Source organism: Streptomyces cyanogenus, from assembly GCF_017526105.1.
GTDB classification, from domain to species: domain Bacteria; phylum Actinomycetota; class Actinomycetes; order Streptomycetales; family Streptomycetaceae; genus Streptomyces; species Streptomyces cyanogenus.
Window position 1 is genome coordinate 2,288,027 of record NZ_CP071839.1, and the last position, 23,881, is coordinate 2,311,907.

22 protein-coding genes and 2 pseudogenes are annotated in these 23,881 nt (G+C 72.6%); 13 read left to right on the forward strand and 11 right to left on the reverse strand.

Going from position 1 to position 23,881, the window contains the following annotated elements:
* Position 1: 1 nt before the first annotated feature.
* On the reverse strand, positions 2-736 hold the full coding sequence (locus S1361_RS10185) for a ZIP family metal transporter (protein WP_208031519.1): 735 nt from the start codon (positions 734-736) through the stop codon (positions 2-4).
* An 82-nt stretch (positions 737-818) separates the two neighbouring features.
* Between S1361_RS10185 and cobM the strand changes: the two genes are divergently transcribed.
* The 5 genes from cobM to cobC all read left to right on the forward strand — a co-directional run bounded on the left by cobM (position 819) and on the right by cobC (position 6,719).
* Positions 819-1,637: a precorrin-4 C(11)-methyltransferase gene (gene cobM, locus S1361_RS10190; RefSeq protein ID WP_208031520.1), complete on the forward strand. Its 819-nt coding sequence runs from the start codon at positions 819-821 to the stop codon at positions 1,635-1,637.
* Positions 1,634-2,959, forward strand: a complete 1,326-nt coding sequence (cbiE, locus tag S1361_RS10195) for a precorrin-6y C5,15-methyltransferase (decarboxylating) subunit CbiE (RefSeq protein WP_208031521.1) — start codon at positions 1,634-1,636, stop codon at positions 2,957-2,959. The genes cobM and cbiE overlap by 4 nt, the downstream gene beginning before the upstream one ends.
* A complete protein-coding gene (gene cobJ, locus S1361_RS10200) occupies positions 2,956-4,659 on the forward strand; it encodes a precorrin-3B C(17)-methyltransferase (protein ID WP_208031522.1) in 1,704 nt (567 codons plus the stop codon). Before cbiE ends, cobJ begins: the two co-directional genes overlap by 4 nt.
* A 70-nt stretch (positions 4,660-4,729) precedes the next feature.
* Positions 4,730-5,647, forward strand: coding sequence for a sirohydrochlorin chelatase (locus tag S1361_RS10205; protein ID WP_208031523.1), 918 nt, complete (start codon positions 4,730-4,732; stop codon positions 5,645-5,647).
* Positions 5,637-6,719: an Rv2231c family histidinol phosphate aminotransferase CobC gene (gene cobC, locus S1361_RS10210; protein ID WP_208031524.1), complete on the forward strand. Its 1,083-nt coding sequence runs from the start codon at positions 5,637-5,639 to the stop codon at positions 6,717-6,719. The genes S1361_RS10205 and cobC overlap by 11 nt, the downstream gene beginning before the upstream one ends.
* A 331-nt stretch (positions 6,720-7,050) precedes the next feature.
* On the opposite strand, the gene S1361_RS10215 is transcribed toward cobC, so the two are convergent.
* From S1361_RS10215 to S1361_RS10235, 5 genes are all read right to left on the reverse strand, one after another.
* The gene (locus S1361_RS10215) at positions 7,051-7,959 is read right to left on the reverse strand and encodes an SCO1860 family LAETG-anchored protein (protein ID WP_208031525.1); all 909 of its coding nucleotides are present in this window, start codon (positions 7,957-7,959) and stop codon (positions 7,051-7,053) included.
* Between the two features lie 143 nt (positions 7,960-8,102).
* Positions 8,103-9,194 carry an amidohydrolase family protein gene (locus tag S1361_RS10220; RefSeq protein ID WP_208031526.1) on the reverse strand — a complete coding sequence of 364 codons (1,092 nt, stop codon included), beginning with the start codon at positions 9,192-9,194 and terminating at the stop codon, positions 8,103-8,105.
* 17 nt (positions 9,195-9,211) lie between these two features.
* Positions 9,212-10,006, reverse strand: a complete 795-nt coding sequence (locus tag S1361_RS10225; protein ID WP_208031527.1) for an amino acid ABC transporter ATP-binding protein — start codon at positions 10,004-10,006, stop codon at positions 9,212-9,214.
* Positions 10,003-10,836 (reverse strand): amino acid ABC transporter permease, encoded by an 834-nt coding sequence (locus S1361_RS10230; RefSeq protein ID WP_208031528.1) that lies wholly within the window; start codon positions 10,834-10,836, stop codon positions 10,003-10,005. Before S1361_RS10230 ends, S1361_RS10225 begins: the two co-directional genes overlap by 4 nt.
* The gene (locus S1361_RS10235; RefSeq protein WP_208031529.1) at positions 10,833-11,681 is read right to left on the reverse strand and encodes a transporter substrate-binding domain-containing protein; all 849 of its coding nucleotides are present in this window, start codon (positions 11,679-11,681) and stop codon (positions 10,833-10,835) included. The genes S1361_RS10230 and S1361_RS10235 overlap by 4 nt, the downstream gene beginning before the upstream one ends.
* Positions 11,682-11,816: 135 nt before the next feature.
* Here S1361_RS10235 and S1361_RS10240 point away from each other — a divergent pair, with 135 nt between their 5' ends.
* The 5 genes from S1361_RS10240 (at position 11,817) to thpD (ending at position 16,379) form a co-directional block, all read left to right on the forward strand.
* Complete coding sequence (locus S1361_RS10240) at positions 11,817-12,917, forward strand: pyridoxal-phosphate-dependent aminotransferase family protein (protein ID WP_208031530.1); 1,101 nt, start codon at positions 11,817-11,819, stop codon at positions 12,915-12,917.
* Between the two features lie 330 nt (positions 12,918-13,247).
* The gene (ectA, locus tag S1361_RS10245) at positions 13,248-13,766 is read left to right on the forward strand and encodes a diaminobutyrate acetyltransferase (RefSeq protein ID WP_208031531.1); all 519 of its coding nucleotides are present in this window, start codon (positions 13,248-13,250) and stop codon (positions 13,764-13,766) included.
* A gap of 13 nt (positions 13,767-13,779) precedes the next feature.
* Positions 13,780-15,051, forward strand: coding sequence for a diaminobutyrate--2-oxoglutarate transaminase (ectB, locus tag S1361_RS10250; RefSeq protein ID WP_208031532.1), 1,272 nt, complete (start codon positions 13,780-13,782; stop codon positions 15,049-15,051).
* Between the two features lie 23 nt (positions 15,052-15,074).
* Positions 15,075-15,479 carry an ectoine synthase gene (locus S1361_RS10255; protein ID WP_208031533.1) on the forward strand — a complete coding sequence of 135 codons (405 nt, stop codon included), beginning with the start codon at positions 15,075-15,077 and terminating at the stop codon, positions 15,477-15,479.
* Between the two features lie 6 nt (positions 15,480-15,485).
* Positions 15,486-16,379: an ectoine hydroxylase gene (gene thpD, locus S1361_RS10260; RefSeq protein WP_208031534.1), complete on the forward strand. Its 894-nt coding sequence runs from the start codon at positions 15,486-15,488 to the stop codon at positions 16,377-16,379.
* A 63-nt stretch (positions 16,380-16,442) separates the two neighbouring features.
* Here the strand turns inward: thpD and S1361_RS10265 are convergent, their stop codons facing one another.
* The 5 genes and pseudogenes from S1361_RS10265 to S1361_RS10285 form a co-directional block, all read right to left on the reverse strand.
* Positions 16,443-17,504: an aminotransferase class V-fold PLP-dependent enzyme gene (locus tag S1361_RS10265; RefSeq protein WP_208031535.1), complete on the reverse strand. Its 1,062-nt coding sequence runs from the start codon at positions 17,502-17,504 to the stop codon at positions 16,443-16,445.
* Positions 17,505-17,599: 95 nt separating this feature from the next.
* Positions 17,600-18,319 carry a DsbA family oxidoreductase gene (locus S1361_RS10270; protein WP_208031536.1) on the reverse strand — a complete coding sequence of 240 codons (720 nt, stop codon included), beginning with the start codon at positions 18,317-18,319 and terminating at the stop codon, positions 17,600-17,602.
* A 75-nt stretch (positions 18,320-18,394) separates the two neighbouring features.
* Entirely contained in the window at positions 18,395-18,901 is a 507-nt protein-coding gene (locus S1361_RS10275; protein WP_208031537.1) for a GNAT family N-acetyltransferase, read from the reverse strand.
* A gap of 91 nt (positions 18,902-18,992) precedes the next feature.
* Positions 18,993-19,419: pseudogene (locus S1361_RS10280) on the reverse strand (DUF1349 domain-containing protein).
* Between the two features lie 4 nt (positions 19,420-19,423).
* Positions 19,424-20,953, reverse strand: a complete 1,530-nt coding sequence (locus tag S1361_RS10285; RefSeq protein WP_208031538.1) for an aldehyde dehydrogenase (NADP(+)) — start codon at positions 20,951-20,953, stop codon at positions 19,424-19,426.
* Between the two features lie 107 nt (positions 20,954-21,060).
* On the opposite strand from S1361_RS10285, the gene S1361_RS10290 reads away from it, so the two are divergent.
* The 3 genes and pseudogenes from S1361_RS10290 (at position 21,061) to S1361_RS10300 (ending at position 23,853) form a co-directional block, all read left to right on the forward strand.
* Positions 21,061-21,834 carry an IclR family transcriptional regulator gene (locus S1361_RS10290; RefSeq protein WP_208031539.1) on the forward strand — a complete coding sequence of 258 codons (774 nt, stop codon included), beginning with the start codon at positions 21,061-21,063 and terminating at the stop codon, positions 21,832-21,834.
* Between the two features lie 16 nt (positions 21,835-21,850).
* Positions 21,851-22,333: pseudogene (locus S1361_RS10295) on the forward strand (GNAT family N-acetyltransferase); the annotation flags it as partial.
* Positions 22,334-22,398: 65 nt separating this feature from the next.
* On the forward strand, positions 22,399-23,853 hold the full coding sequence (locus S1361_RS10300) for a peptidoglycan D,D-transpeptidase FtsI family protein (RefSeq protein ID WP_208031541.1): 1,455 nt from the start codon (positions 22,399-22,401) through the stop codon (positions 23,851-23,853).
* Positions 23,854-23,881: the final 28 nt, after the last annotated feature.

Genomic DNA, 23,881 nt, shown 5'->3' on the forward strand with positions numbered 1-23,881 from the left:
TTCAGCCGGAGATGCCGACCACCAGCCAGATGAACGCGACGCCGGCCACCGTGCACAGCAGGGTGGAGCGGGCCGGGTGCTCGTGGTGGGCCTCGGGCAGGATCTCCGCGGCGGCGAGGTAGAGCAGCACACCGCCGAAGAGACCCAGATAGCCGCCGAGCACCGGTTCGGGGATGTGGAAGAAGGCCGTGGACAGCGCCCCCAGCACGGGTGCGCAGGCGTCCGCGACCAGCATGGCGACGGCCCGGCGGCGCGCGTTGCCGTACAGGCTGGTCAGGGTGAAGGTGTTGAAGCCGTCCGCGAAGTCGTGGGCGATCACGGCGAGCGCGACGGCCGTGCCCATGCCGCCGCCCACCTGGAAGGCCGCGCCCATCGCCACGCCGTCCATCGCGCTGTGCCCGACCATCGCGCCGGCCGCGGCCAGGCCCACCTCGGGCGCCCGGTGGTGGTTGCGCCCCTCGGCGCCGCCGTGCGCCGCCTGACGGGCGGCCAGGGTGCGCTCGACCAGATGGGCGAACAGGAACCCGGCCACGAACAGCAGCAGGGCGGCGGGCACGCCGAAGACCTCGCGGTCGGCCGCGCGCAACGCCTCCGGCAGCAGGTCCAGGCCGACCACGCCGAGCATCAGCCCGCCGGCCAGGCCCAGGACCAGGTGGCGGCGGTCGGTCACGCGCTGTGCCGTCCAGCCGCCGGCCAGCGTCATCAGGAACGCGCCGAGCGCGACGAAGACCGCCATAGGCCCTTGCTATCGGATGGACCCGCGTTCCCGCACCTCCGACAGCAACAACCGCAGTACTCGTAGGAGAGGACCGATTCCCATGGCCGAAGCCCCCACCGGCAAGGTGACCTTCGTCGGTGCCGGCCCCGGCGCCGCCGATCTGCTGACGTTCCGTGCCGCACGGGCCATCGCCGAGGCCGACGTGGTGATCTGGGCCGCGAGCCTGGTCCAGGCGGAGGTCCTCGAACACGCTCGCGAGGACGCCGAGATCCTGGACTCGGCGACCATGTCCCTGGAGGACGTCGTCGCCGTGTACCGACGTGCGTTCGAGGAGGGCCTGAGGGTCGCCCGGATCCACTCCGGCGATCCGGCCCTGTGGGGCGGCACGCAGGAGCAGCTGGACCGCTGCCACGAGATCGGCATCGCGACCGAGGTCGTCCCGGGTGTGTCGTCCTTCTCCGCGGTGGCCGCGCTCGCCCGGCGCGAGCTGACGATTCCCGAGGTCGCGCAGTCCGTGGTGCTGACCCGGCTGGGCGGCGGCAAGACGCCGATGCCGCCCGGCGAGGAGGTGCGCGAGTTCGCCCGCCACGGCACCACGATGGCGGTCTTCCTGTCGGCGGCGCGCAGCGGACAGCTGGTGCGCGAGCTGCTGGAGGGCGGTTATCCGACGGACACCCCGGTGGTCATCGCCTACCAGGCGACCTGGCCGGAGGAACTGATCGTGAAGTGCACGGTGGGCACGCTGGAGGAGACGGTCAAGGAGCACAAGCTCTGGAAGCACACCCTGTTCCTGGTGGGCCCGGCACTGGACGCCCGCGGGACGCGCTCGCACCTGTACCACCCGGGTCACTTCCACGGCTACCGCAAGGCGGACCCGCAGGCGCGGCGGGCGCTGCGCGAGCAGAGGGCGAAGAGTTGATCACGGTCGTCGGTACGGGGACGGGTACGCCCGTCGCCGAGGACGTCCTGGCGGGTGCCGCACTGGTCGTCGGCGGCCGCCGGCACCTGGACGCGCTACGGCTGCCGGAGGGTGCCGAGCGGGTCGTGCTCGGTCCGCTGGCGCCGGCGCTGGACGTCGTCGAACGGCACCTGGAGAAGGCGAGCCGGGTCGTCGTGCTGGCCTCCGGTGACCCGGGGTTCTTCGGGATCGTGCGGGTACTGGCCGAGCGGTTCGGGCCGGGGCTGCTGGACGTACGGCCGGGGGTGTCCTCGGTGGCGACCGCCTTCGCGCGGATCGGGCTGCCGTGGGACGACGCGGTCGTGGTCAGCGCGCACGGCCGGGAGCTGCGTACGGCGGTCAACGTGTGCCGGGCCCGGCCGAAGGTGGCGGTGCTGACGGGACCGGGAGCGGGCCCCGCGGAACTGGGGGCGGCGCTGCTGACCGACCCGTGCGCGCCGGGGGCCGCGTCGGCCGGACCGGGATCCGCGCCCGTGGCCGGGCCCGCCGAGCCGGTGATCGCGCCGGCGCGCGCACCCGGCGGGCGGGTGCTCGTCGTCGCCTCCGCCCTCGGATCCGCTCGGGAGCGGGTCGAGTGGGTCACGCCCGCCGAGGCCGCCGCCCGGGACTGGGGCCCGGACGTCAGCGTGGTGCTGTGCCTCGACGAGACCCGGGCCCTCAGCGGAGTCCGTACGGTCGCGGGGGCGCCGGCCGGTCCCGCCGGCTGGGCCCTGGACGAGGACCGGTTCGCACACCGGGACTCGATGATCACCAAGTTCGAGGTGCGGGCACTGGCCCTGGCCCGGCTGGGGCCACGCCTGGGCGACCTGGTGTGGGACGTGGGCGCCGGGTCGGGCTCGGTCGCGGTGGAGTGCGCGCGGCTCGGTGCGGCCGTCGTCGCCGTCGAGAAGGCCCCGGACGGGGTCGCGCGGATCCGCGCCAACGCGGACGCCCACGGCGTGGACGTGCGGGTGGTGCAGGGCTCGGCACCCTCCGCCCTGGCGGGGCTGGACGATCCGGACGCCGTGTTCGTCGGCGGTGGGGGGCGCGACCTGCCCGCCGTCGTCGGCGCGTGCGCCCGGCGGGCCCGGCGGACCGTGGTCGTCGCCATGGCCGCCCTCGACCGGGTGCCGGCGGCGCGCGAGGCGCTCACCGGCGCCGGGTTCGCCTGTGACGGCGTGCTGTTGCAGTCCTCGCGGCTGGCGCCGCTGCCCGGGGACGTGACCCGGCTGGCGGCCACCAATCCTGTGTTCCTGCTGTGGGGCGTGCGCACCCCGGCGTCTAGAGAAGGAGTTGCCCAGTGATCGGCCTCATTTCCGCCACGGCGGCGGGCGCGGCGGCGCGGGACCGGCTGGCCGCGGCCTGGCCGGACCGGACGCGCGTGTACGAGGGTCCCGTCGGGGAGGCCGTACGGGCCGCGTTCGCGGAGTGCGAGCAGCTGGTGTGCTTCCTGGCGACGGGCGCGGTGGTACGGCTGCTCGCGCCGCTGCTCGGTGACAAGGCGGCCGACCCGGGCGTGGTCTGCGTGGACGAGGGCGGCCGGTTCGCGGTGTCGCTGGTCGGCGGGCACGGCGGCGGGGCCAACGAACTCGCCCGCGAGGTCGGGGAGTTGCTGGGTGCCGAGCCGGTGGTGACGACCGCGACGGACTCCGCGGGACTGCCGGGTCTGGACACGCTCGGGCTGCCGTACGAGGGTGCGGTCGCCGTGGTCTCCCGGGCGCTGCTGGACGGCGAACCGGTCGCCCTGGAGGCGGAGGTGGCGTGGCCGCTGCCGCCGCTGCCGCTCGCGCCACAGGGGCCGTACACGATCCGGCTCACCGACCGGGCCGTGACGCCCGGCGAGCGGGAGGTGCTGCTCAGGCCGCCGTCGCTGGTGGTCGGCGTCGGCGCGTCGAAGGGCGCGCCGGCCGAGGAGATCCTCGCCCTGGTCGAGGAGGCGCTGCGGGAGGCGGGGCTGTCGCCGCGGTCGGTCGGCGAGCTGGCCACCGTGGACGCCAAGGCCGGGGAGCCCGGCGTCGTGGCGGCCGCCGAGCGGCTCGGGGTGCCCCTGGTGACGTACTCGGCCGAGGAGCTGGCGGGCGTGGCGGTGCCGAACCCGTCCGCGGCGCCGCTCGCGGCCGTCGGCACCCCTTCGGTCGCCGAGGCCGCCGCCCTGGTGCGCGGCGGTGAACTCCTCGTGCCCAAGCGGAAGTCCGAGCGTGCCGACGGGCAGCCGGCGATGGCGACGTGTGCCGTGGCGCGGCGGCCGGGGCGCGGGCGGCTCGCGGTGGTCGGGCTCGGGCCGGGCGCCCGGGACCTGCTCACCCCGCGTGCGGCGGCCGAGCTGCGGCGGGCCTCGGTGCTGGTCGGGCTCGACCAGTACGTGGACCAGATCCGCGATCTGCTGCGGCCCGGCACCCGGGTGCTGGAGTCGGGGCTCGGCGCGGAGGAGGAGCGGGCCCGTACGGCGGTCGCGGAGGCCCGCAAGGGGCTGGCGGTGGCGCTGATCGGCAGCGGGGACGCGGGCGTGTACGCCATGGCCTCGCCGGCGCTCGCCGAGGCGTCCGACGACATCGACGTGGTCGGGGTGCCCGGGGTGACGGCAGCGCTGGCCGCCGGGGCGATCCTCGGCGCGCCGCTGGGCCACGACCACGTGTCCATCAGCCTGTCCGACCTGCACACGCCGTGGGAGGTCATCGAGCGCCGGGTGCGCGCGGCGGCCGAGGCGGACCTCGTCGTCACCTTCTACAACCCGCGCTCCCGGGGCCGCGACTGGCAGCTGCCCAAGGCCCTCGCGATCCTCGCCGAGCACCGCGCACCGGCCACGCCCGTCGGTGTCGTCCGCAACGCCTCCCGGCCGGACGAGTCCAGCCGGGTCACCACGCTCGCCGGACTCGACCCGGCGACCGTCGACATGATGACGGTCGTCACCGTGGGCAACACCGCGACCCGGACCGTCGCGGGGCGCATGGTGACCCCGCGCGGCTACCGCTGGCAGGAGAGCACCCGGGAGGAGGCCCGGTGACCCGGACCCTCCCCGGCCCGCCGTCCCCGCCGTACCCGCCGTACCCGTCCGTTTCGTCTGAGGAGACCTCGTGACCACCCCGCCCGCCCTGCTCATCGCCGGACACGGCACCCGTGACGACGCCGGAGCCGAGGCGTTCCGCGACTTCGTCCGGGAGCTGGGGCGCCGCCACCCCGGGCTGCCCGTCGCCGGCGGCTTCATCGAACTGTCCCCGCCGCCGCTGGGCGAGGCCGTCACCGAGCTGGTCGAGCAGGGCGTACGCCGGTTCGCCGCCGTGCCGCTGATGCTCGTCTCCGCCGGGCACGCCAAGGGTGACATCCCGGCCGCGCTGGCCCGGGAGAAGGAACGGCACCCGGGCATCTCGTACACCTACGGCCGCCCGCTGGGCCCGCACCCGGCGCTGCTGAGCGTGCTGGAGCGGCGGCTGGACGAGGCGCTGGGCGGCACGGACCGCTCGGAGGCGACCGTGCTGCTGGTCGGGCGCGGCTCGACCGACCCCGACGCCAACGCCGAGGTGTTCAAGGCGGCGCGGCTGCTGTGGGAGGGCCGCGGGTACGCCGGGGTGGAGACGGCGTTCGTGTCGCTGGCGGCGCCGGACGTGCCGAGCGGCCTGGACCGGTGCGCCGCGCTGGGCGCGAAGCGGGTCGTGGTGCTGCCGTACTTCCTGTTCACCGGCATCCTGCCGGACCGGGTGCGGCAGCAGACCGAGGACTGGGCCGCCGCGCACCCGGAGATCGACGTGCGGTCGGCCGACGTCATCGGGCCCGAGCCGGAGCTGCTGGACCTGGTGATGGAACGGTACGAGGAGGCCGTCAAGGGTGATCTGCGCATGAACTGCGACTCGTGCGTGTACCGGATCGCGCTGCCGGGCTTCGCGGACAAGGTGGGCCTGCCGCAGCAGCCGCACTTCCACCCGGACGACGACGACCACCATCACGGGCACGGGCACCACCATCACGGGGGGCACTCGCACAGCCATGCGCACTGAAGCGACCGGCGGGTCCGGGCACGATCTGCGGCATCACGGGGACGCCGAAGTGCGGGACGACGGGGCCGCGTTGGTCGACCTCGCCGTCAACGTCCGCGCGGACACGCCTCCGGCGTGGTTGCGGGAGGAGATCGCCGGCTCCCTGTCCTCCCTCGCGGCCTATCCGGACGGGCGGGCCGCGCGGGCGGCGGTGGCGGCCCGGCACGGGCTGCCGGTGGAGCGGGTGCTGCTGACGGCGGGGGCGGCGGAGGCGTTCGTGCTGCTCGCCCGTGCGCTGAAGGTACGCCGCCCGGTCGTCGTGCATCCGCAGTTCACGGAGCCGGAGGCCGCGCTGCGGGATGCCGGGCACACCGTGGACCGGGTGCTGCTGCGGGAGGCGGACGGGTTCCGGCTGGACCCGGCGGCGGTGCCGGAGGACGCCGACCTGGTGGTGATCGGCAATCCCACCAATCCGACGTCCGTGCTGCATCCGGCGGAGATGCTCGTCCGGCTCGCCCGGCCAGGGCGGACGCTGGTGGTGGACGAGGCGTTCATGGACGCGGTGCCGGGTGAGCGGGAGGCGCTGGCCGGGCGGACCGAGGTGCCGGGACTCGTCGTGCTGCGCAGCCTCACCAAGACCTGGGGGCTGGCCGGCCTGCGCATCGGGTACGTGCTGGCCGCGCCCGAGACCATCGCCGAGCTGGAGCGGGCCCAGCCGCTGTGGCCGGTGTCCACGCCGGCGCTGGCCGCGGCGCGGGCCTGCGTGGCGCCGCGGGCACTGGCCGAGGCGGGGCACGCGGCGCACCGCATCGCCGGGGACCGGGCGCACCTGGTGGCCGGGCTGGCCGCGTTCGCCGCTCGCGGAGTGCGGGTGGTGGAGCCGGCGGAGGGGCCGTTCGTGCTGGTCCGTATACCGGATGCGGCCGAGGTACGGCGACGGTTGCGGGCTCTCGGCTACGCGGTGCGGCGGGGGGACACCTTCCCGGGCCTCGGCGCGGACTGGGTACGCGTGGCCGTGCGGGACCGCTCGACAGCGAACGCCTTCCTGAAAGCCCTGTCGGCCGCACTGACTCCGCCCGCCCCGCCCGGCTGAGAGACGAAGGCCCCGGCAACCGTCGGATGCAAGACCGAGGCCCCCGGGGGCTTCCGGCCGAGAGCGGTCGAGGCCGCAGGGGGCTTCCCTCGCCTGGCACTTCACCCGGTGGACGGCGAAACCGGTGGCGTTCGTCGGCTACGCCGGCGCGGCCGGCACGCCGTCCCGCACCTGGAGACTTCACCGCGTGGCAGGACGGCCGGCCGACACCGAGGCCCCGGTTACGCCAAGACCCTGCTGGACCAGCTGTCCCGGCGGGCGGCCACCCTCCGAGCGGGCCGCGACACCGCTCCCTGTCCGGGGTGAGGGCCGGGACGGGGAGCGGCAGGCGTCAGTTCCTCCTGCGGCGGGCCACCGTCACCGCTCCCCCGCCGACCAGCAGCAGTGCCAGCGCGCCGCCCGCGACGTACGGGGTCGCCGAGCTGCCGCCGGTCTCCGCGAGGCCGGGCTCGGCGGCGCCGCCCTGGGGGCTGGGGCCGGCGGCCGGGTCGTGGCTCGGCACCGGCTTGCCGGTGGGGGTGGCCATCGGGGACTCGCAGGTGGCCTTGGCCAGGGTGACCGTGCCCTCGACCTCGGCCACGTTGAGCTTCAGGGGGTTGACGGAGACCTTCAGTTCGAGGGCGGTCGCGGCGGCCGTACGGGTCGTGGTGCGCCGCTGGGAGAGATCGAGGCGGACCTCGCCGACGCCGGGCACCTTCACCTCCGCCGGACCGCCGGCGGTGAGGGTGACGCGCTTGCCGAGGACGGTGACGGCGCCGAGGACGTTCGCTGCGGCGGTGGGGGCCTTGCCGGCCTCACAGGTCGCCTTGGCGGTCACCGTGTCGGCCTCGATCAGGGACAGCAGGGGCAGGCCGGGCAGGTGAAGCCGCGCGTGGGCGACCCGGACCGAGCCCTCGGCCCGCTGCCCGGTCACCGTGGCTCCGGCCTCGGCGACGTCCGCCTGGAAGACGGTGAACGGCCTGCCGCCGTTCACGCCGTCGAGCCGGGCGGACAGCGCCGTCCGGTCGGCGTTCTGCGGTGCCCGGACCTCGTTGAGGGAGACCCTGAGCGGGACGTTCACGGTCTTGTCGAGCAGGGACACGTCGAGCCCGGTGCGCAGGACGACGGCGGTGGCGCGACCGTGGTCGCCGGTCGCGTGCGCGGTGCCCGCGCCCAGGACCGCGGGCGCCGCGGTGAGGGCGGTGGCCGTCGCGAGCGCGGCGAGACGGCGTGCGGGCATGCGGAAGTTGTTGCGGTTCAAGGCGGTGGGCCCCCCAGACGGAACAGGCTTGGGACCCGTCAACCTTGTCCCCGGTGTGGGTGAACCGAGAGCGTTCCAGGATTACTTCACCCAAACGTGGATTTCCCGCACGGTCATTCGAAACGGCGGCATCACGGGCACGTCTACTCGACGACACGCCCGTTCAGCACCACCCGCCGCGGCGCCGCCAGCACCCGCACGTCGGCGCGGGGATCGGCCTCGTACACCACGAGGTCGGCCGGGGCGCCCTCCTCCAGTCCGGGCCGGCCGAGCCACCTGCGGGCGGCCCAGCTGGTGGCGGCGAGGGCGTCGACCGGCGGGATGCCGGCGGTGACCAGTTCGGCGACCTCCTCGGCGACCAGGCCGTGGGCGAGCGAGCCGCCGGCGTCCGTGCCGACGAAGACCGGGATGCCGGCGTCGTAGGCGGCACGGACGGTGTCGTAGCGCCGCTCGTGCAGCCGGCGCATGTGCGCGGACCAGCGCGGGAACCTCTTGTCGCCGCCGTCGGCGAGCCGGGGGAAGGTGGCGATGTTGACGAGGGTGGGGACGATCGCGACGCCCCGCTCGGCGAACAGCGGGATCAGGTCCTCGGTGAGGCCGGTCGCGTGCTCGATGCAGTCGATGCCCGCCTCGACCAGGTCGCGCAGGGAGTTCTCGGCGAAGCAGTGCGCGGTGACGCGGGCGCCGAGCCGGTGGGCCTCGGCGATGGCCGCCTCCACCGCCTCGCGCGGCCAGCAGGGGGCGAGGTCGCCGAGGTCGCGGTCGATCCAGTCGCCGACCAGCTTGACCCAGCCGTCGCCGCGCCGGGCCTCCTGGCCGACGTAGGCGACGAGGTCGTCCGGCTCGATCTCCCAGGCGTAGTTGCGGATGTAGCGGCGGGTGCGGGCGATGTGCCGGCCGGCCCGGATGATCTTCGGCAGGTCGTCCCGGTCGTCGATCCAGCGGGTGTCCGAGGGCGAGCCCGCGTCGCGGATCAGCAGGGTGCCCGTCCCGCGGTCGGTGAGCGCCTGCTTCTCGGCGGTGTCCGCGTCGACCGGGCCCTCGGCGCCCAGGCCCACGTGGCAGTGCGCGTCGACCAGGCCGGGCAGCGCCCAGCCCTCGACCGTGGTGATGTCGCGGGCGCCGGCGGGGCGGTCGTAGGAGATCCGCCCGCCGACCACCCACAGCTCGTCCCGGACGTCCTCGGGCCCCGCCAGAACCCGGCCCCTCAGGTGCAGCACCGCGCCATCGCTCATGCACGCACCTTAACGAGCTACGACTCGGACTTCCCCACCTGGTCGGAGGTCTCCTCCTCGACCTCGGCCATCGCCGGGTCGAGCAGGCGGGACAGGAAGTGCCGGGTGCGCTCGTGCTGCGGGTCGCCGATCACCCGGGCGGGGCTGCCGTCCTCGACGATCACGCCGCCGTCCATGAAGACGACCCGGTCGGCGACCTCGCGGGCGAAGGTCATCTCGTGGGTGACGACCATCATCGTCATGCCCTCCTGCGCGAGCCTGCGCATGACGGCGAGGACGTCACCGACCAGCTCCGGGTCGAGCGCGGAGGTCGGCTCGTCGAAGAGCATCACCTCGGGGCCCATGGCGAGCGCGCGGGCGATGGCGACGCGCTGCTGCTGGCCGCCGGAGAGGGAGGACGGGTAGGCGTCCGCCTTCTCGGAGAGGCCGACGCGGGCGAGGTTCTCGGCGGCGACGCACGCGGCCGTCGCCTTGTCCCGCCCGAGGACCCGGCGCTGGGGCAGCGTGAGGTTCTCGGTGACGTTCAGGTGCGGGAAGAGGTTGAACTGCTGGAAGACCATGCCGATACGGCGGCGTACGGCGTCGATGTCGACATCGGGGTCGGTCACCTCGGTGCCGCCGACGAAGACCTGGCCCTTGGTGGGCTCCTCCAGCAGGTTCACGCAGCGCAGCAGCGTCGACTTGCCGGAGCCGGAGGGGCCGATGACGCAGACGACCTCGCCCTGGCCGATCTCCAGGTCGATGCCGCGCAGCACCTCGTTGTCGCCGAAGGACTTGTGCAGTCCGCGGACCTCGATCTCCGGGCGGCTCACCGGATCGCCTCCTGGGCCTTGGATTCCATACGGCGGACGACGAAGCTGAGCGGGATGGTGACCAGCAGGTAGCACAGGCCCGCGACCAGGATCGGCGTGGAGTTGGCGGTCGTACTGGCGAGGTCACGGCCGAACTTGGACAGTTCCCGCTCCTCCAGGGTGACGCCGAGGAAGAGCACCAGCGAGGAGTCCTTGAACAGCAGGACGAGTTCGTTGGTGAGCGGCGGCAGGATGATCCGGAAGGCCTGCGGGACGATGATGGAGACCATGGCCTTCGCGGGCGAGAAGCCCAGCGAACGCGCCGCCTCCATCTGTCCCTTGGGCACCGCCTGGATGCCGGCCCGGATGGTCTCCGCCATGTAGGCGGCCGAGACCAGACCGAGCGCGATGGCGACCTTGCCGTAGGTGCCGCCCGGGATCTCCGTGCCCGGGAAGGCGAGCGGGACGGCCACCCCGACGAAGATGAAGATCAGCAGGGCGGGCAGGCCGCGGAAGATCTCGATGTAGACGCCCGCCAGCCAGCGGTACGGGCCGACGGAGGACAGCCGCATCAGCGCGATGACCATGCCGAGGACGAGGCCGACGACGAAGCCGGACAGCGTGTAGAGCACGGTGTTCTTCAGCGCCAGCGTGATGACGTCCGGGAACATCTGCCGGGCGATGTCGGCCTGGGCGAACTGGTTCTGCAGCCGGTCCCAGTCCGCCGTGACCGCGAAGGCGATCACGGCGGCGACGAAGACGGCGTACTGCACACCCCGCGAGATGCTGCGCTTCTGGCGCCGGGTCAGGCCCTTTTTCTTCGGTTGCAGTCGTACGTCCGTCTCGGTCATGAGGCGGCGGGGGAGGCCGCGGACGGGTTGTACGGGCCGATCCACTGCTCGTAGATCTTCTTGTAGGTGCCGTCGGCCTTGGCGTCCTTGAGGGCCTTGTTGATGGCGTCGAGCAGCGCCTTGTTGCCCTTCTTGACGGTGAAGCCGTACTGCTCACCGGTCTTGAGGTTGTCGACGACCTTGAACTTGTCCGCGTTGGCCTTGTCCTTCAGCCAGCCCTGGACGACCGGGTAGTCGATGACGACGGCCTGGACCTGGCCGGTGCGCAGGCCGTTGAGGACGGCGTCGGAGGACTCGAAGGAGATCGGGTCGTAGCCCTTGCTCTTGACGTAGTCCTCGCCGGTGGTCTGGGCCTGGGCGCCGAGCTTCTTGCCCTTGGCCTTGACGTCGGCGAGCGAGTCGATACCGCTGCTCTTGTCGACCAGGACGGCCTGGGTGGCCTCGAAGTAGGGGTCGGAGAAGTCGACGTTCTTCTTGCGCTCGGCGGTGATGGTCATGCCGGCGGCGGCCAGGTCGCACTCGCCGGAGTTCAGGAAGGCGCCGGTCTTGAAGTTCTCGAAGGGCGTGTCGAGGATCTGCTGCTTGACGCCGAGGTCCTTGGCGACGAGGTCGATCAGGGAGACGTCGAAGCCCTGCACCTTGCCGTTGATCTCCGACTGGAACGGCGGGTAGGGCAGGTGGGTGCAGGTGGTCAGCTGACCGGCCTTGGCGAGGTGGACGCCCTTGACGGTGGTCTTGCCGCTCCCCGAGTCGCTGGAGGAGCAGCCGGCCGCGACGAGCACGAGTGCGGCGGTCGCGGTGGTGGCGGCCAGGAGGCGGGTCCGGCGCCCTGCGAGCGTTTTCATGGGGGAGATCTCCTGTGGGGGAACTGAGGCTTCTGAAAGGAAGGGTTTGAGTCTCTCAAATCAAACCGATGGCCACGAGGCCTTTCGACCTAAGATCGGTGGAGTCGACCCGCCGAGAGCGAAGAGAGCACCGCCGTGACCCACCCCTTCCTCGACCTGCCCCCGCTCGGCGCCGAGCGCTTCGCCGCCATCGAGGACGGGGTGGCCCGGCTGCTGGACACCCGGCAGGACGTGCTGATCACGCAGGGCGAGGCGCTGCTGCCGCTGGAGGGCGCGATCCGCGCGGCGGCCGGTCCGGGCACCGTGGCCCTGAACGTGATCACCGGCCCGTACGGCCAGACCTTCGGCGACTGGCTGCGCGACGCCGGCGCCACGGTGCACGACCTCTGCGTCCCCTTCCACACGGCGGTGACCGCCGAGCAGATCCGGGAGGCGTTCGCCGAGCACCCGGAGATCGACTTCGTGTCGCTGGTGCACGCAGAGGCGGCCACCGGCAACACCAACCCGGTGGCGGAGATCGGCGAGGCGGTACGGGCACAGGGTGCCCTCTTCTACCTGGACGCGGTGGCCTCGGTGGGCGCGGAGCCGGTGCTGCCGGATGCGTGGGGCGTCGACCTGTGCGTGATCGGCGCGCAGAAGGCGATGGGCGGCCCGGCGGGGGTGTCGGCGATCTCGGTGAGCGAGCGGGCGTGGGCCCGGATGGCCGCCAACCCGAACGCCCCGCGCCGCTCCTACCTCTCGCTGCTGGACTGGAAGGAGCGCTGGATCGACGGCGGCCGCAAGGCACTGCCGCACGCTCCGGCCCAGCTGGAGATGCTGGCCTTGGAGGCGTGCCTGGAGCGGATCGAGTCGGCCGGCCTGCAGACGGTGATGGACCGGCACCGGAGCGCCGCGCTCGCCGCGCGGGCGGGTGCGGTGGCACTGGGCGGGGGGCTGGAGCCGTACGTGTACCAGGAGCGGGAGGCCGCGCCCGTCGCCACGACCCTGCGGGTGCCGTCCGGGGTGGTGGCCTCGGATCTGGTGGCCCGCGCCCTGGCGACCGACCCGGCACTGCCACTGGCGGCCGGTGGCGGTGCCCTGGCGAAGGAGATGATCCGCGTCAACCACTACGGCCCCGACGCGACGCGGGATGCGGTCCGCGACTCCCTGGCGGCGCTGGGCGCGGCGCTCACCGAGCAGGGCGTGCCGGTGGACCCGGCCGCCGCCCGGCGGGCGGTGGAGGACGCATGGCGGTGAACAGCGACCGGTAGTCAACCGGGAACACACGGAAAACGGCTCGCGCACACCGCGCGGGCCGTTTTCGCATCTCGAATTCCAATTACTTTCACAAACTCCGCCAATTCTGCGGACCGTAGCTTCCCGTCCTCTTCTGCCCGCTTTTTGCAGAGCTAAACCGGGAAGTTTGCTGGCCGGTTTCCGGCGATTTCCTCTCTGTGACACAGTCCACAGCAAGGGTGATTTGTACCAGTTTTCCTGGGGGTATTCCGGACATATCGCCGAACCGTTGCGCGATCCCGGCAACCACTCCCGTGCATTTTCGAATTCGCCTCGCTAAATTCGTGCCGCATGACTGCCGCACCAGCAGACCTGCTCATCGAACGGCCGGCGCCGACCGACGGAGCCGCGCTCTGGCGTCTCGCCAAGGACTCGAAAACCCTCGATCTGAACTCCTCCTACAGCTACGTGCTGTGGTGCCGGGACTTCGCCGGCACCTCGGCGGTGGCGCGCGGTGCGGACGGGGAGCCGGTCGGCTTCGTCACCGGATACCTGCGACCGGACCGCCCCCGCACCCTGCTCGTCTGGCAGGTGGCCGTCGACCCCGGGCACCGGGGCCTCGGCATCGCCGCCAGGCTGCTGGACGGGCTGACCGCCCGGCTCATCGCCGAACGCGGCATCACCGAGCTGGAAACCACCATCACGCCCGGCAACACCGCCTCCGAGCGGCTGTTCACCTCGTTCGCCGAGCGGCACGGCGCCGGGGTCACCCGCGAGGTGCTGTTCCCCGCCGATCTGTTCCCGGACGGCCCGCACGACCCCGAAGTCCTCCACCGCATCGGCCCGCTGACCGACTTCACCGCCCACTGAGGAGCGATTCACCGTGACCATCACCCAGCCCGACCTGAGCGTCTTCGAGACCCTGGAGTCCGAGGTGCGCAGCTACTGCCGTGGCTGGCCCACCGTCTTCGACCGTGCGCAGGGCAGCCGGATGTACGACGAGGACGGTCATGCGTACCTCGACTTCTTCGCCGGTGCCGGATCGCTGAACTACGGTCACAACAACCCGGTGCTCAAACGGGCGTTGATCGACTATCTGGAGCGGGACGGCGTCACGCACGGTCTGGACATGTCGACCACGGCGAAGCGGTCGTTCCTGCGGGCGTTCCAGGACCTGGTGCTGCGTCCGCGTGACCTGCCGTACAAGGTCATGTTCCCGGGTCCGACGGGCACCAACGCGGTGGAGTCGGCGCTGAAGCTGGCGCGGAAGGTGAAGGGGCGCGAGGCGATCGTGTCGTTCACCAACGCCTTCCACGGCATGTCCCTGGGGTCGCTGGCGGTGACCGGCAACGCGTTCAAGCGGGCCGGTGCCGGTATCCCGCTGGTGCACGGCACGCCGATGCCGTTCGACAACTACTTCGACGGCACGGTCCCGGACTTCCTGTGGTTCGAACGGCTGCTGGAGGACCAGGGGTCGGGTCTGAACAGGCCGGCCGCGGTGATCGTGGAGACGGTCCAGGGCGAGGGCGGCATCAACGTCGCCCGCCCGGAGTGGCTGCGCGCGCTGAAGGAGCTGTGCGAGCGGCAGGACATGCTGCTGATCGTCGACGACATCCAGATGGGCTGCGGCCGTACCGGCGCCTTCTTCTCCTTCGAGGAGGCCGGCATCGTCCCGGACATCGTCACCGTCTCGAAGTCGATCAGCGGCTACGGGCTGCCGATGTCGCTGTGCCTGTTCAGGCCCGAACTGGACGTGTGGGAGCCGGGCGAGCACAACGGCACCTTCCGCGGCAACAACCCCGCCTTCGTCACCGCCACCGCCGCCCTGGAGACCTACTGGGCCGACGGCTCCGCCATGGAGAAGCAGACCCGCACCCGCGGCGAGCAGATCGAGCAGGCCCTCATCTCGATCACCGAGGAGAACCTCGCCGACGTGAAGGAGTACCGCGGCCGCGGTCTGGTGTGGGGGCTGGAGTTCCGCGACAAGGAGCGGGCCTCGCGGGTCGCGCGCCGCGCCTTCGACCTGGGGCTGCTCATCGAGACGTCCGGCCCCGAGGGCGAGGTCGTCAAGCTGCTGCCCGCCCTCACCATCACCCCCGACGAACTGGACGAGGGCCTGAGCGTCCTCGCCCGCGCCGTCCGGGAAACCGCCTGACAGCGAGGAGGAAACGCACCCCCATGATCGTCCGATCCTTCAAGGACATCGAAGGCACCGACCGGCACGTCAGAGCCAAGTCCGGCACCTGGGAGAGCAAGCGGATCGTCCTCGCCAAGGAGCGGGTCGGCTTCTCCCTGCACGAAACGATTCTCTACGCCGGGACCGAGACGTCGATGTGGTACGCCAACCACATCGAGGCCGTCGTCTGCACCCGGGGCGAGGCCGAACTCACCGACCACGAGGCCGGGAAGACCTACACCATCACCCCCGGCACCATGTACCTCCTCGACGGGCACGAGCGGCACACGCTGCGCGTCAAGGAGGACTTCCACTGCATCTGCGTGTTCAACCCGCCGGTCACCGGCCGGGAGGACCACGACGAGAACGGCGTCTACCCGCTGCTCACCGAGCCCGAGGAGGTGTGAGACACGATGACCACTGCCATCGTCACCGATCTGTACCCCACCCGCGGCACCGGCGAGGTGACCGTCCCCCGCCAGGACCCGGTCGTCTGGGGCTCCCCGGACACCCCGGGCCCCATCTCGGCCACCGACCTCCAGGCCTACGAGCGGGACGGCTTCCTCGCCGTCGACCAGCTGATCACCCCGGACGAGGTCGAGGTGTACCGGCGTGAGCTGGACCGGCTGGTCGCCGACCCGGCGATCCGCGCCGACGAGCGCTCCATCGTGGAGCCGAAGTCCCAGGAGATCCGCTCGGTCTTCGAGGTGCACCGGATCAGCGAGGTGTTCGCGAAGCTGGTCCGCGATCCGCGCGTGGTCGGCCGGGCCCGGCAGATCCTCGGTTCGGACGTGTACGTCCACCAGTCCCGGATCAACGTCAAGCCGGGCTTCGGCGCGAGCGGCTTCTACTGGCACTCGGACTTCGAGACCTGGCACGCCGAGGACGGCCTGCCCCACATGCGCACGGTGTCCGTCTCGATCGCGCTGACCGAGAATTACGACACCAACGGCGGCCTGATGATCATGCCCGGTTCGCACAGGACGTTCCTCGGCTGTGCCGGCGCCACGCCGAAGGACAACTACAAGAAGTCCCTCCAGATGCAGGACGCGGGCACGCCGTCGGACGAGGCGCTGACCGCGCTGGCGAGCGAGTACGGCATCCGGCTGTTCACCGGCAAGGCCGGCTCTGCGACCTGGTTCGACTGCAACGCCATGCACGGCTCCGGCGACAACATCACGCCGTTCCCGCGCAGCAACGTCTTCATCGTGTTCAACAGCGTGGAGAACACGGCGGTGGAGCCGTTCGCGGCGCCGGTGCGCCGGCCGGAGTTCATCGGGGCGAGGGACTTCACCCCGGTGCGCTAGCCGCCCCCCGAACACCGGGCCGGGGCCTCCTCGTGTGGGACGGGAGGCCCCGGCCCGGTCATGTCAGCCGGACAGCGCGTCCAGCAGCCGGTCCACGTCCGCGGCCGTGGTGTAGAGGTGGAAGGCCGCGCGCAGGTTGCCGGCGCGGTCGGAGACCTCGATGCCCGCCTCGCTCAGCTCCGGCTGCCGGAAGCCGAGTCCGGGGACGGAGACGATCGCCGAGCCGGGGGCGGGCACCGGCTCGTGGCCGAGGCCGGCGAGCCCCTCCCGGAACCGGTCGGCGAGGGCGACGTCATGGGCGTGCACGGCGTCCACGCCGAGTTCCTCGATCAGCTCCAGCGAGCGCCGCAGCCCCGCGAAGGTGAACAGGGCGTGGGTGAGGTCGAACCGCCGGGCGGAGTGGGCGAGTTCGGTGACCGGGCCGTAGCAGCTGTCCCACGGCCGCTCCGCCGCGACCCAGCCCGCGAGCAGCGGGGTCAGCCCGCCGAAGTCCTCCGGGACGGTGAGGAAGGCCGCGCCGTGCGGCCCGAGCAGCCACTTGAAGGTGACGGCGGCGGTGAAGTCGTAGGCGTCCGCGTCCATCGGCAGCCAGCCGGCGGCCTGCGAGAAGTCGACGTAGGTGCGGGCGCCGTGGGCGTGGGCGGCCTCGCGCAGGGCGGGCAGGTCGGCGATCCGCCCGTCGGCGGACTGGGCGGCGCTGACCGCGACCAGCGCGGTGCCCGGGCGGACGGACTCGGCGATCCGCTCCAGCGGGACCGTGCGGACCTTGAGGTCGCCGCGGACGTGGAAGGGGTTGAGCACGGAGGTGAAGTCGTCCTCGGCGGTGAGGACTTCGGCGCCCGCGGGCAGCGAGGCGGCGATCACGCCGGTGTGCGCGGCGACCGAGGCGCCCGCCGCGACCCGGCCGGCCGGCACGCCGGCGAGCCGGGCGTACGCGGCCCGGCTCGCCTCCACGTCCTCGTACAGCGGGGTCAGCGGCCGGCCCTCGGCCCGCAGCAGCGCCGCCTCCTGGAGGGCGGCGACGGTGCGGGCGGGCAGCAGGCCGTTGCTCGCGGTGTTGAGGTAGCTGCTCTCAGGACTGAACTCGGCGCGGACGAGGCTCTCGAACGTCTCCGTGGTCTCCATGGGTCCACTCTGCGGCCCAGGGAACTACCCGTCCATTGCGAACTTTTACGTGGTTGCTCTTAGCGGCACTTATACGACCGCTCCCACCTGCGGTTTCAGCCGTGCTGCGGCACCGCGCACCCGTCCGGGCCGCAGGCTGCGGCGTCCCTCTGGTCGACGAGCTGCAGCGGGGAGCGCTCGCCCCAGGCCTGGGTCAGCGCCCGGGTGAAGACCTCGGCGGGCTGGGCGCCGGAGACGCCGTACGTCCGGTCGAGGACGAAGAAGGGCACACCGGTGGCGCCGAGCCGGGCGGCCTCGCGCTCGTCGGCACGGACCTCGTCGGCGTACGCGGCCGGGTCGGCGAGCACCGCGCGGGCGGCCTCGGCGTCCAGACCGGCCTCGGCGGCCAGCTCCACCAGGCGTTCGTCGCCCTCGGTGAACAGGGACCGCTCCTCGGCGAAGTTCGCCCGGTAGAGGAGCTGGATCAGCCGGTCCTGCAGGCCGTGCTCCTTGGCGAAGTGCAGCAGGCGGTGCATGTCGAAGGTGTTGCCGTGGTCGCGGCCCCGGGTGCGGTAGTCCAGGCCCTCGGCGGCGGCCTGGGCGCCCAGGTTGTCCTCACCGGCCTCGGCCTGTGCCTCGCTCATGCCGTACTTCCTGGTCAGCATGGTGATGACCGGCTGGACGTCGCCCTTGGCACGGCCCGGGTCCAGCTCGAAGGAGCGGTGCACCACCTCGACCTGGTCGCGGTGCGGGAAGGCAGCCAGCGCCTTCTCGAAGCGGGCCTTGCCCACGTAGCACCAGGGGCAGGCGATGTCGCTCCAGATCTCGACGCGCATGTCTTCGGCTCTCTCCGGGTCGTACGGGTGCGGGGACTGTCCCCGACCGGTACGTGAACGTTCAAGCAGGCTGTTTCATTCCCGGGGCGGCACGGCGAAGTGCAGGAAGAGGTGGTGGTCGTCGTCCGCGGGCGGGTTCGCGGGGTCCGGGAGCCAGCCCTGGCGGGCGTAGAAGGCCTGGGCGCGCCGGTTGTCCACGTGGACGTCGAGGACGGCCCGGCTCCGGCCCTCGGCACGCCACTGCTCGACGCAGGCAGCGTGCAGGGCCGTACCGGTGCCGCGGCGCCAGCGGTCGGGGTCGACGTGGAACTGGTACAGCTTGACCGTGTCGGCGGGGCCGTCCTCCGGCGGCCGGAACGAGGCGATGCCGGTGATCGCGCCGTCCTCCACGACGCACAGCACCTGCCCGTCGGTGCGCTGGACGGCGCCGCGCCAAGCGGCGGTCCAGTCGATGCCGTCGTCCGGGAGGCCGTCGGGGTAATAGGTCGAGCGGGCCCGGCTGTGCACTGCGGCGATCCGCTCGGCCTCGGCGGGCAGGGCGGTGCGGATCACCCGGGCGCCCTTGGCACGGTCACTGATCATGCAACGGAGGACGCGGCCGCCCGAGGCCCGGTTCCGTGGCGGCGGAGCCGGGCCCGGCAGGCGCTCGGGGCGGGCCGGTGCGCCGGAGCGGTCAGCTGCCGTCTGGCAGGCCGCCCGGCGCGCCGGACCTGAACGCGATGCAGTCGTACGTCATCGCGCACCCCTCCCCCACCGGCGACTGGGTCATGAACCCGACGAGCACCGCGTCGGTCGCCTTCTGCACACCGAGGGTGAAGAGCCGCACGGTGTCCCCGGGTGACCACCGTGCACACGGTGGGCACGTCCGGGGAGTACTCCAGGCAGAGCTTGGCCCAGGCCCGCTCGCCGGCATGGACGTACAGCACCCCGGCGTCGAAGGCGGCACGGAACCCCACGGTGACCCGTGCGACAAGCCGGAAGTCCCCCTCGGGCGCAGCCCCGGCCCGTCCGGTGAGCACGCCGTCCTCGTACGCCCAGTCGCCGTCCGGCCCGTGGGCCCGCAGTGCGAAGGGCGGTTCGGGAAGCTCCCACCCCGCCACGGCGCTACCGCTCCAGGACCCCGTTGAACCGCCGGGGAAGCCCCAAGGGGTTGTCATCCTTCAGCTCGGCCGGCAACAGGGCCTCGGGCGCGTTCTGGTACACGACGGGCCGAAGCCACCGCTCGACAGCCGTACCTCCCACGGACGTGGACGTGGAGGTGGTCGCGGGGTACGGCCCCCCGTGGTGCTGGGCCGGCGCCACGGCGACACCCGTCGGCCAGCCGTTGACCAGCACCCGTCCGGCCAGCGGGGTCAGCTCGGCCAGCAGCTCCGGCCCGCGCCCCTGCCCCGCGGCCTCCTCCGCGGACACCTGGACGGTCGCCGTGAGGTTGCCCGGCAGTCGCGACAGCACAGCCGTCGCCTCGGCCTCGGACGCGTAGCGGGCCACCACGGTGACCGGCCCGAAGCACTCCTCCAGCAGCAGGTCGTACGCCCCTTCCTCGGTCAGCCTCTCCGCCGGCACCGTGAGGAACCCGGCGCTGACCGAGTGTTCGCCGCCCGCGCCCGGGGTGACCGGCGCGTCGACGTCCGGGAGCTGCGCGCGCTCGGCCACGCCCGCGATGAAGTCGTCCCGCATGCGGTGGTCGAGCAGCACCCCGGCGTCCGTGTCGCCGACCGCGTCGGCCAGGGACTTCACCAGCCGGTCGCCCGCCGCGCCGGACGGCACCAGCACCAGACCGGGCTTGACGCAGAACTGGCCCACACCCAGGGTCATCGAGCCGGCGAGCCCGCCGCCGATCTCCTCCGCCCGCTCGGCCGCGGCGGCCTCCGTGACCAGGACCGGGTTGAGCGAACCCAGCTCGCCGTGGAACGGGATCGGCACCGGACGCGCTGCGGCTGCGTCGAAGAGCGCCCGTCCGCCCCGCACCGAGCCGGTGAAGCCGGCCGCGGCGACCAGCGGGTGCCCGATCAGCTCGACGCCCGCCTCGAAGCCGTGCACGAGACCGAGCACGCCCTCGGGGATGCCGCGTTCGGCGGCCGCCCGGCGCAGCACCTTGGCGACCAGCTCGGACAGGCCCGGGTGGTCGGGGTGGGACTTGACCACGACCGGGCAGCCCGCGGCCAGCGCGCTCGCGGTGTCGCCGCCGGCGACGGAGAAGGCGAAGGGGAAGTTGGAGGCGGAGTAGACGGCGACGACGCCGAGCGGCACCTTGTAACGACGCAGGTCCGGGATGGGCGGGGTGGCCGTGTCGTCGGGGTGGTCGATGATGACGTCGAGGAAGGCGCCCTCGTCGACGATGTCGGCGAAGGCCCGCAACTGGTACGTGGTCCGGGCGAGTTCGCCGGTCAGCCGGGCCGGACCGAGCGCGGTCTCGGCGTCGGCGGTCTCGACCAGGCCGTCCCGGGCCGCGTCCAGGCCCGCGGCGGCGGAGCGCAGGAAGGCGGCGCGCACCGTGCGGTCGGCCAGGCCACCGCGCGCGGCGTGGGCGGCCCGGACCGCCGCGTCCACCTCCTGGGCTGTGGCCTCCACCGCAACCTGTTCACGCTGCTTCCCGGTGCGCGGGTCGACACTCCAGACTGGTGCTGATGCCACCGCGGATCCCTCCCGGCGTTCGATATACTGAACACCGTCTCTGATCGTGAATATGCTGCTCGGAGACTATATAACTCAGTCCTCGTCGAACGAAGGGGCCAAGGGCGATGACGGCAGGCGACACAGGCGGCGGGGCGCAGGTCAAGTCCGCGGTACGGACCGTGGAACTGCTCGAGTTCTTCGCGGGCAAGCCCGGCATGCACTCCCTCGCGGCCGTCCAGGAGGCCGTGGGATACCCCAAGTCCAGCCTCTACATGCTGCTGCGCACCCTCGTGGAGCTGGGCTGGGTGGAGACGGACGCGACGGGCACGCGGTACGGGATCGGGGTGCGGGCCCTGCTGGTCGGTACGTCGTACATCGACGGCGACGAGGTGGTGGCCGCCGCCCGCCCGACCCTGGACCGGCTCTCCGACGACACCACGGAGACCATCCACCTGGCCCGGCTCGACGGGACCAACGTGGTCTACCTCGCCACCCGCCAGTCCCAGCACTACCTGCGCCCCTTCACCCGCGTCGGCCGCCGGCTCCCGGCCCACTCCACCTCGCTCGGCAAGGCGATCCTCGCCACCTACACCGACGAGCAGGTCCGCAAGCTCCTGCCGCAGACGCTGCCCGCGCTCACCGAGAACACCCTCACCGACCGGGAGGGGCTCATCGAGGAGCTGCACCAGATCCGGGAGCAGGGCTTCGCGGTCGACCGCGAGGAGAACACCCTGGGCCTGCGGTGCTTCGGTGTGGCCATCCCGTACCGCACGCCCGCGCGTGACGCCATCAGCTGCTCGGTGCCGGTGGCCCGGCTCACCCCCGCCCACGAGCAGATGATCAAGGACGCGCTGTTCGACGCGCGGGACCGGCTGACACTGGCGACCCGCAGGCTCTGAGCCCCGGGGCCGTAGGCTCGGCGGCATGGAGATCACGCTGCGGGCCGTGGAGGACGACGATCTGGCCGCGTTCCACCGGCAGATGACCGACCCGGAGGCCGCCCGGATGGCCGCCTTCGGCCCGGAGGACCCGTACGACCGGGAGGCCTTCGCGGCCTACTGGCAGCGCATGCGGAACTCCTCCTGCCTGCTGCGCACGGTCCTGGCCGACGGGCGGGTGGCCGGCACCGCGGCCGTCTACGGAGTGGTCGGCGAGCGCGAGGTGACGTACTGGATCGACCGCGCGTACTGGGGCCGGGGCGTGGCGACGGCCGCGCTGCGGGCCCTGCTCGCCGAGGTCCCGGAACGGCCGCTGTACGCGCGGGCGGCGGCCGACAACGGCGCGTCGCTGCGCGTGCTGGAGAAGTGCGGCTTCCGCGAGTCGGCCCGGGCCAGGGGGTACGCCAACGCCCGGGGCCGGGAGATCGAGGAGGTCGTGCTGGTGCTGCCCGCTTCCTGAACACCGGATGAGAAAACCGGTCGTACGGGAACGATCCCCCCGGTCCCGGTCGTCTTTCCAGCGGGATGAACAAGACGATCAGGCGGGCGTCCGTCTTCGCGCTGCTGCTCGTGCTCGCCCTGCTGGTCAGGGCGACGTGGCTGCAGTTCTACGACGGCCAGGCCCTCGCGGACGACAACGACAACCGGCGGAACGCGATCGCGACCTACTCGCGGCCCCTCGGGAACATCATCGTGGCCGGAGAGGCGATCACCGGCTCGGCGCGGACGAAGGGAAGCGACCTCGCGTACAAGCGGACGTACAAGGACGGCAAGCTGTACGCGGCGGTGACGGGCTACGCCTCGCAGGCCTACGCCCCCACCCAGCTGGAGGGTGTCTACAAGGACCTGCTCAACGGCACGGACGACCGGCTGAGGACGGTGATGGACACCGTCACCGGGGAGCGGGCCGAGCCGGGCAACGTGCTCACGACGATCGACCCGGCCGTGCAGAAGGCGGCCTACCGCGCGCTGGGCGGCAACAAGGGCGCGGCCGTCGCGATCGACCCGAAGACCGGCAGGATCCTCGCGATGGCGTCGACGCCGTCGTACGACCCCGCCTCACTCACCGACGCGAACACGGCCGGCACGGCCTGGAAGGCGCTCAACGCGGACAAGGACAAGCCGCTCACCAACCGCGCGCTGCGCCAGCCGCTGCCGCCGGGGTCGACGTTCAAGCTGGTCGTCGCGGCCGCCGCGCTGGAGGACGGGCTGTACAAGGACGTGGACCAGACCACCGACAGCCCCGATCCGTACATCCTGCCGGGCACGGTGCGCGAGCTGCCGAACGAGAGCAAGTCGGCACCGTGCAAGAACGCCTCGATCCGGGTGGCACTGCGGTACTCGTGCAACAACGTGTTCGGTCACATGGCCGTCGAGCTGGGGCAGGACAAGGTCAGGGCCATGGCCGAGAAGTTCGGCTTCGACGACGACAAGCAGGACGTGCCGGTGCGGGCCTACCCGAGCGTCTACCCCTCCGACATGGACAAGGCCCAGACGGCCCTGTCCGGCATCGGCCAGTTCGACGTCACGGCCACCCCTCTGCAGATGGCCATGGTCTCCGCGGTCATGGCCAACGACGGCAAGCTGGTGTCCCCGCACATGGTGTCGCAGATCACCGACAGCGGCGGTGACGTGCTGAGGGACTACGACGACCACGCGGACGCGACGGAGATCGTCAGCTCCACCACGGCCGAACAGCTCCGGTCGGCCATGGAGACGGTGGTCAAGGACGGCACCGGTACGAACGCGCTGATCGACGGGGTGACCGTCGGCGGCAAGACCGGCACCGCGCAGCACGGCGAGAACAACAGCAAGACGCCGTACGCCTGGTTCACCTCCTACGGCAAGTCCGACAGCAACGGCAAGGAGGTGGCCGTCGCCGTGATGGTGGAGCAGTCGGACGCGGCGCGGTCCGAGGTGAGCGGCAACGGGCTGGCGGCACCGGTCGCCAGGGCGATGATGCAGGCCGCGCTCAAGTAGCGTGCCGGAGGGGGCCGTTCAGCGAAAC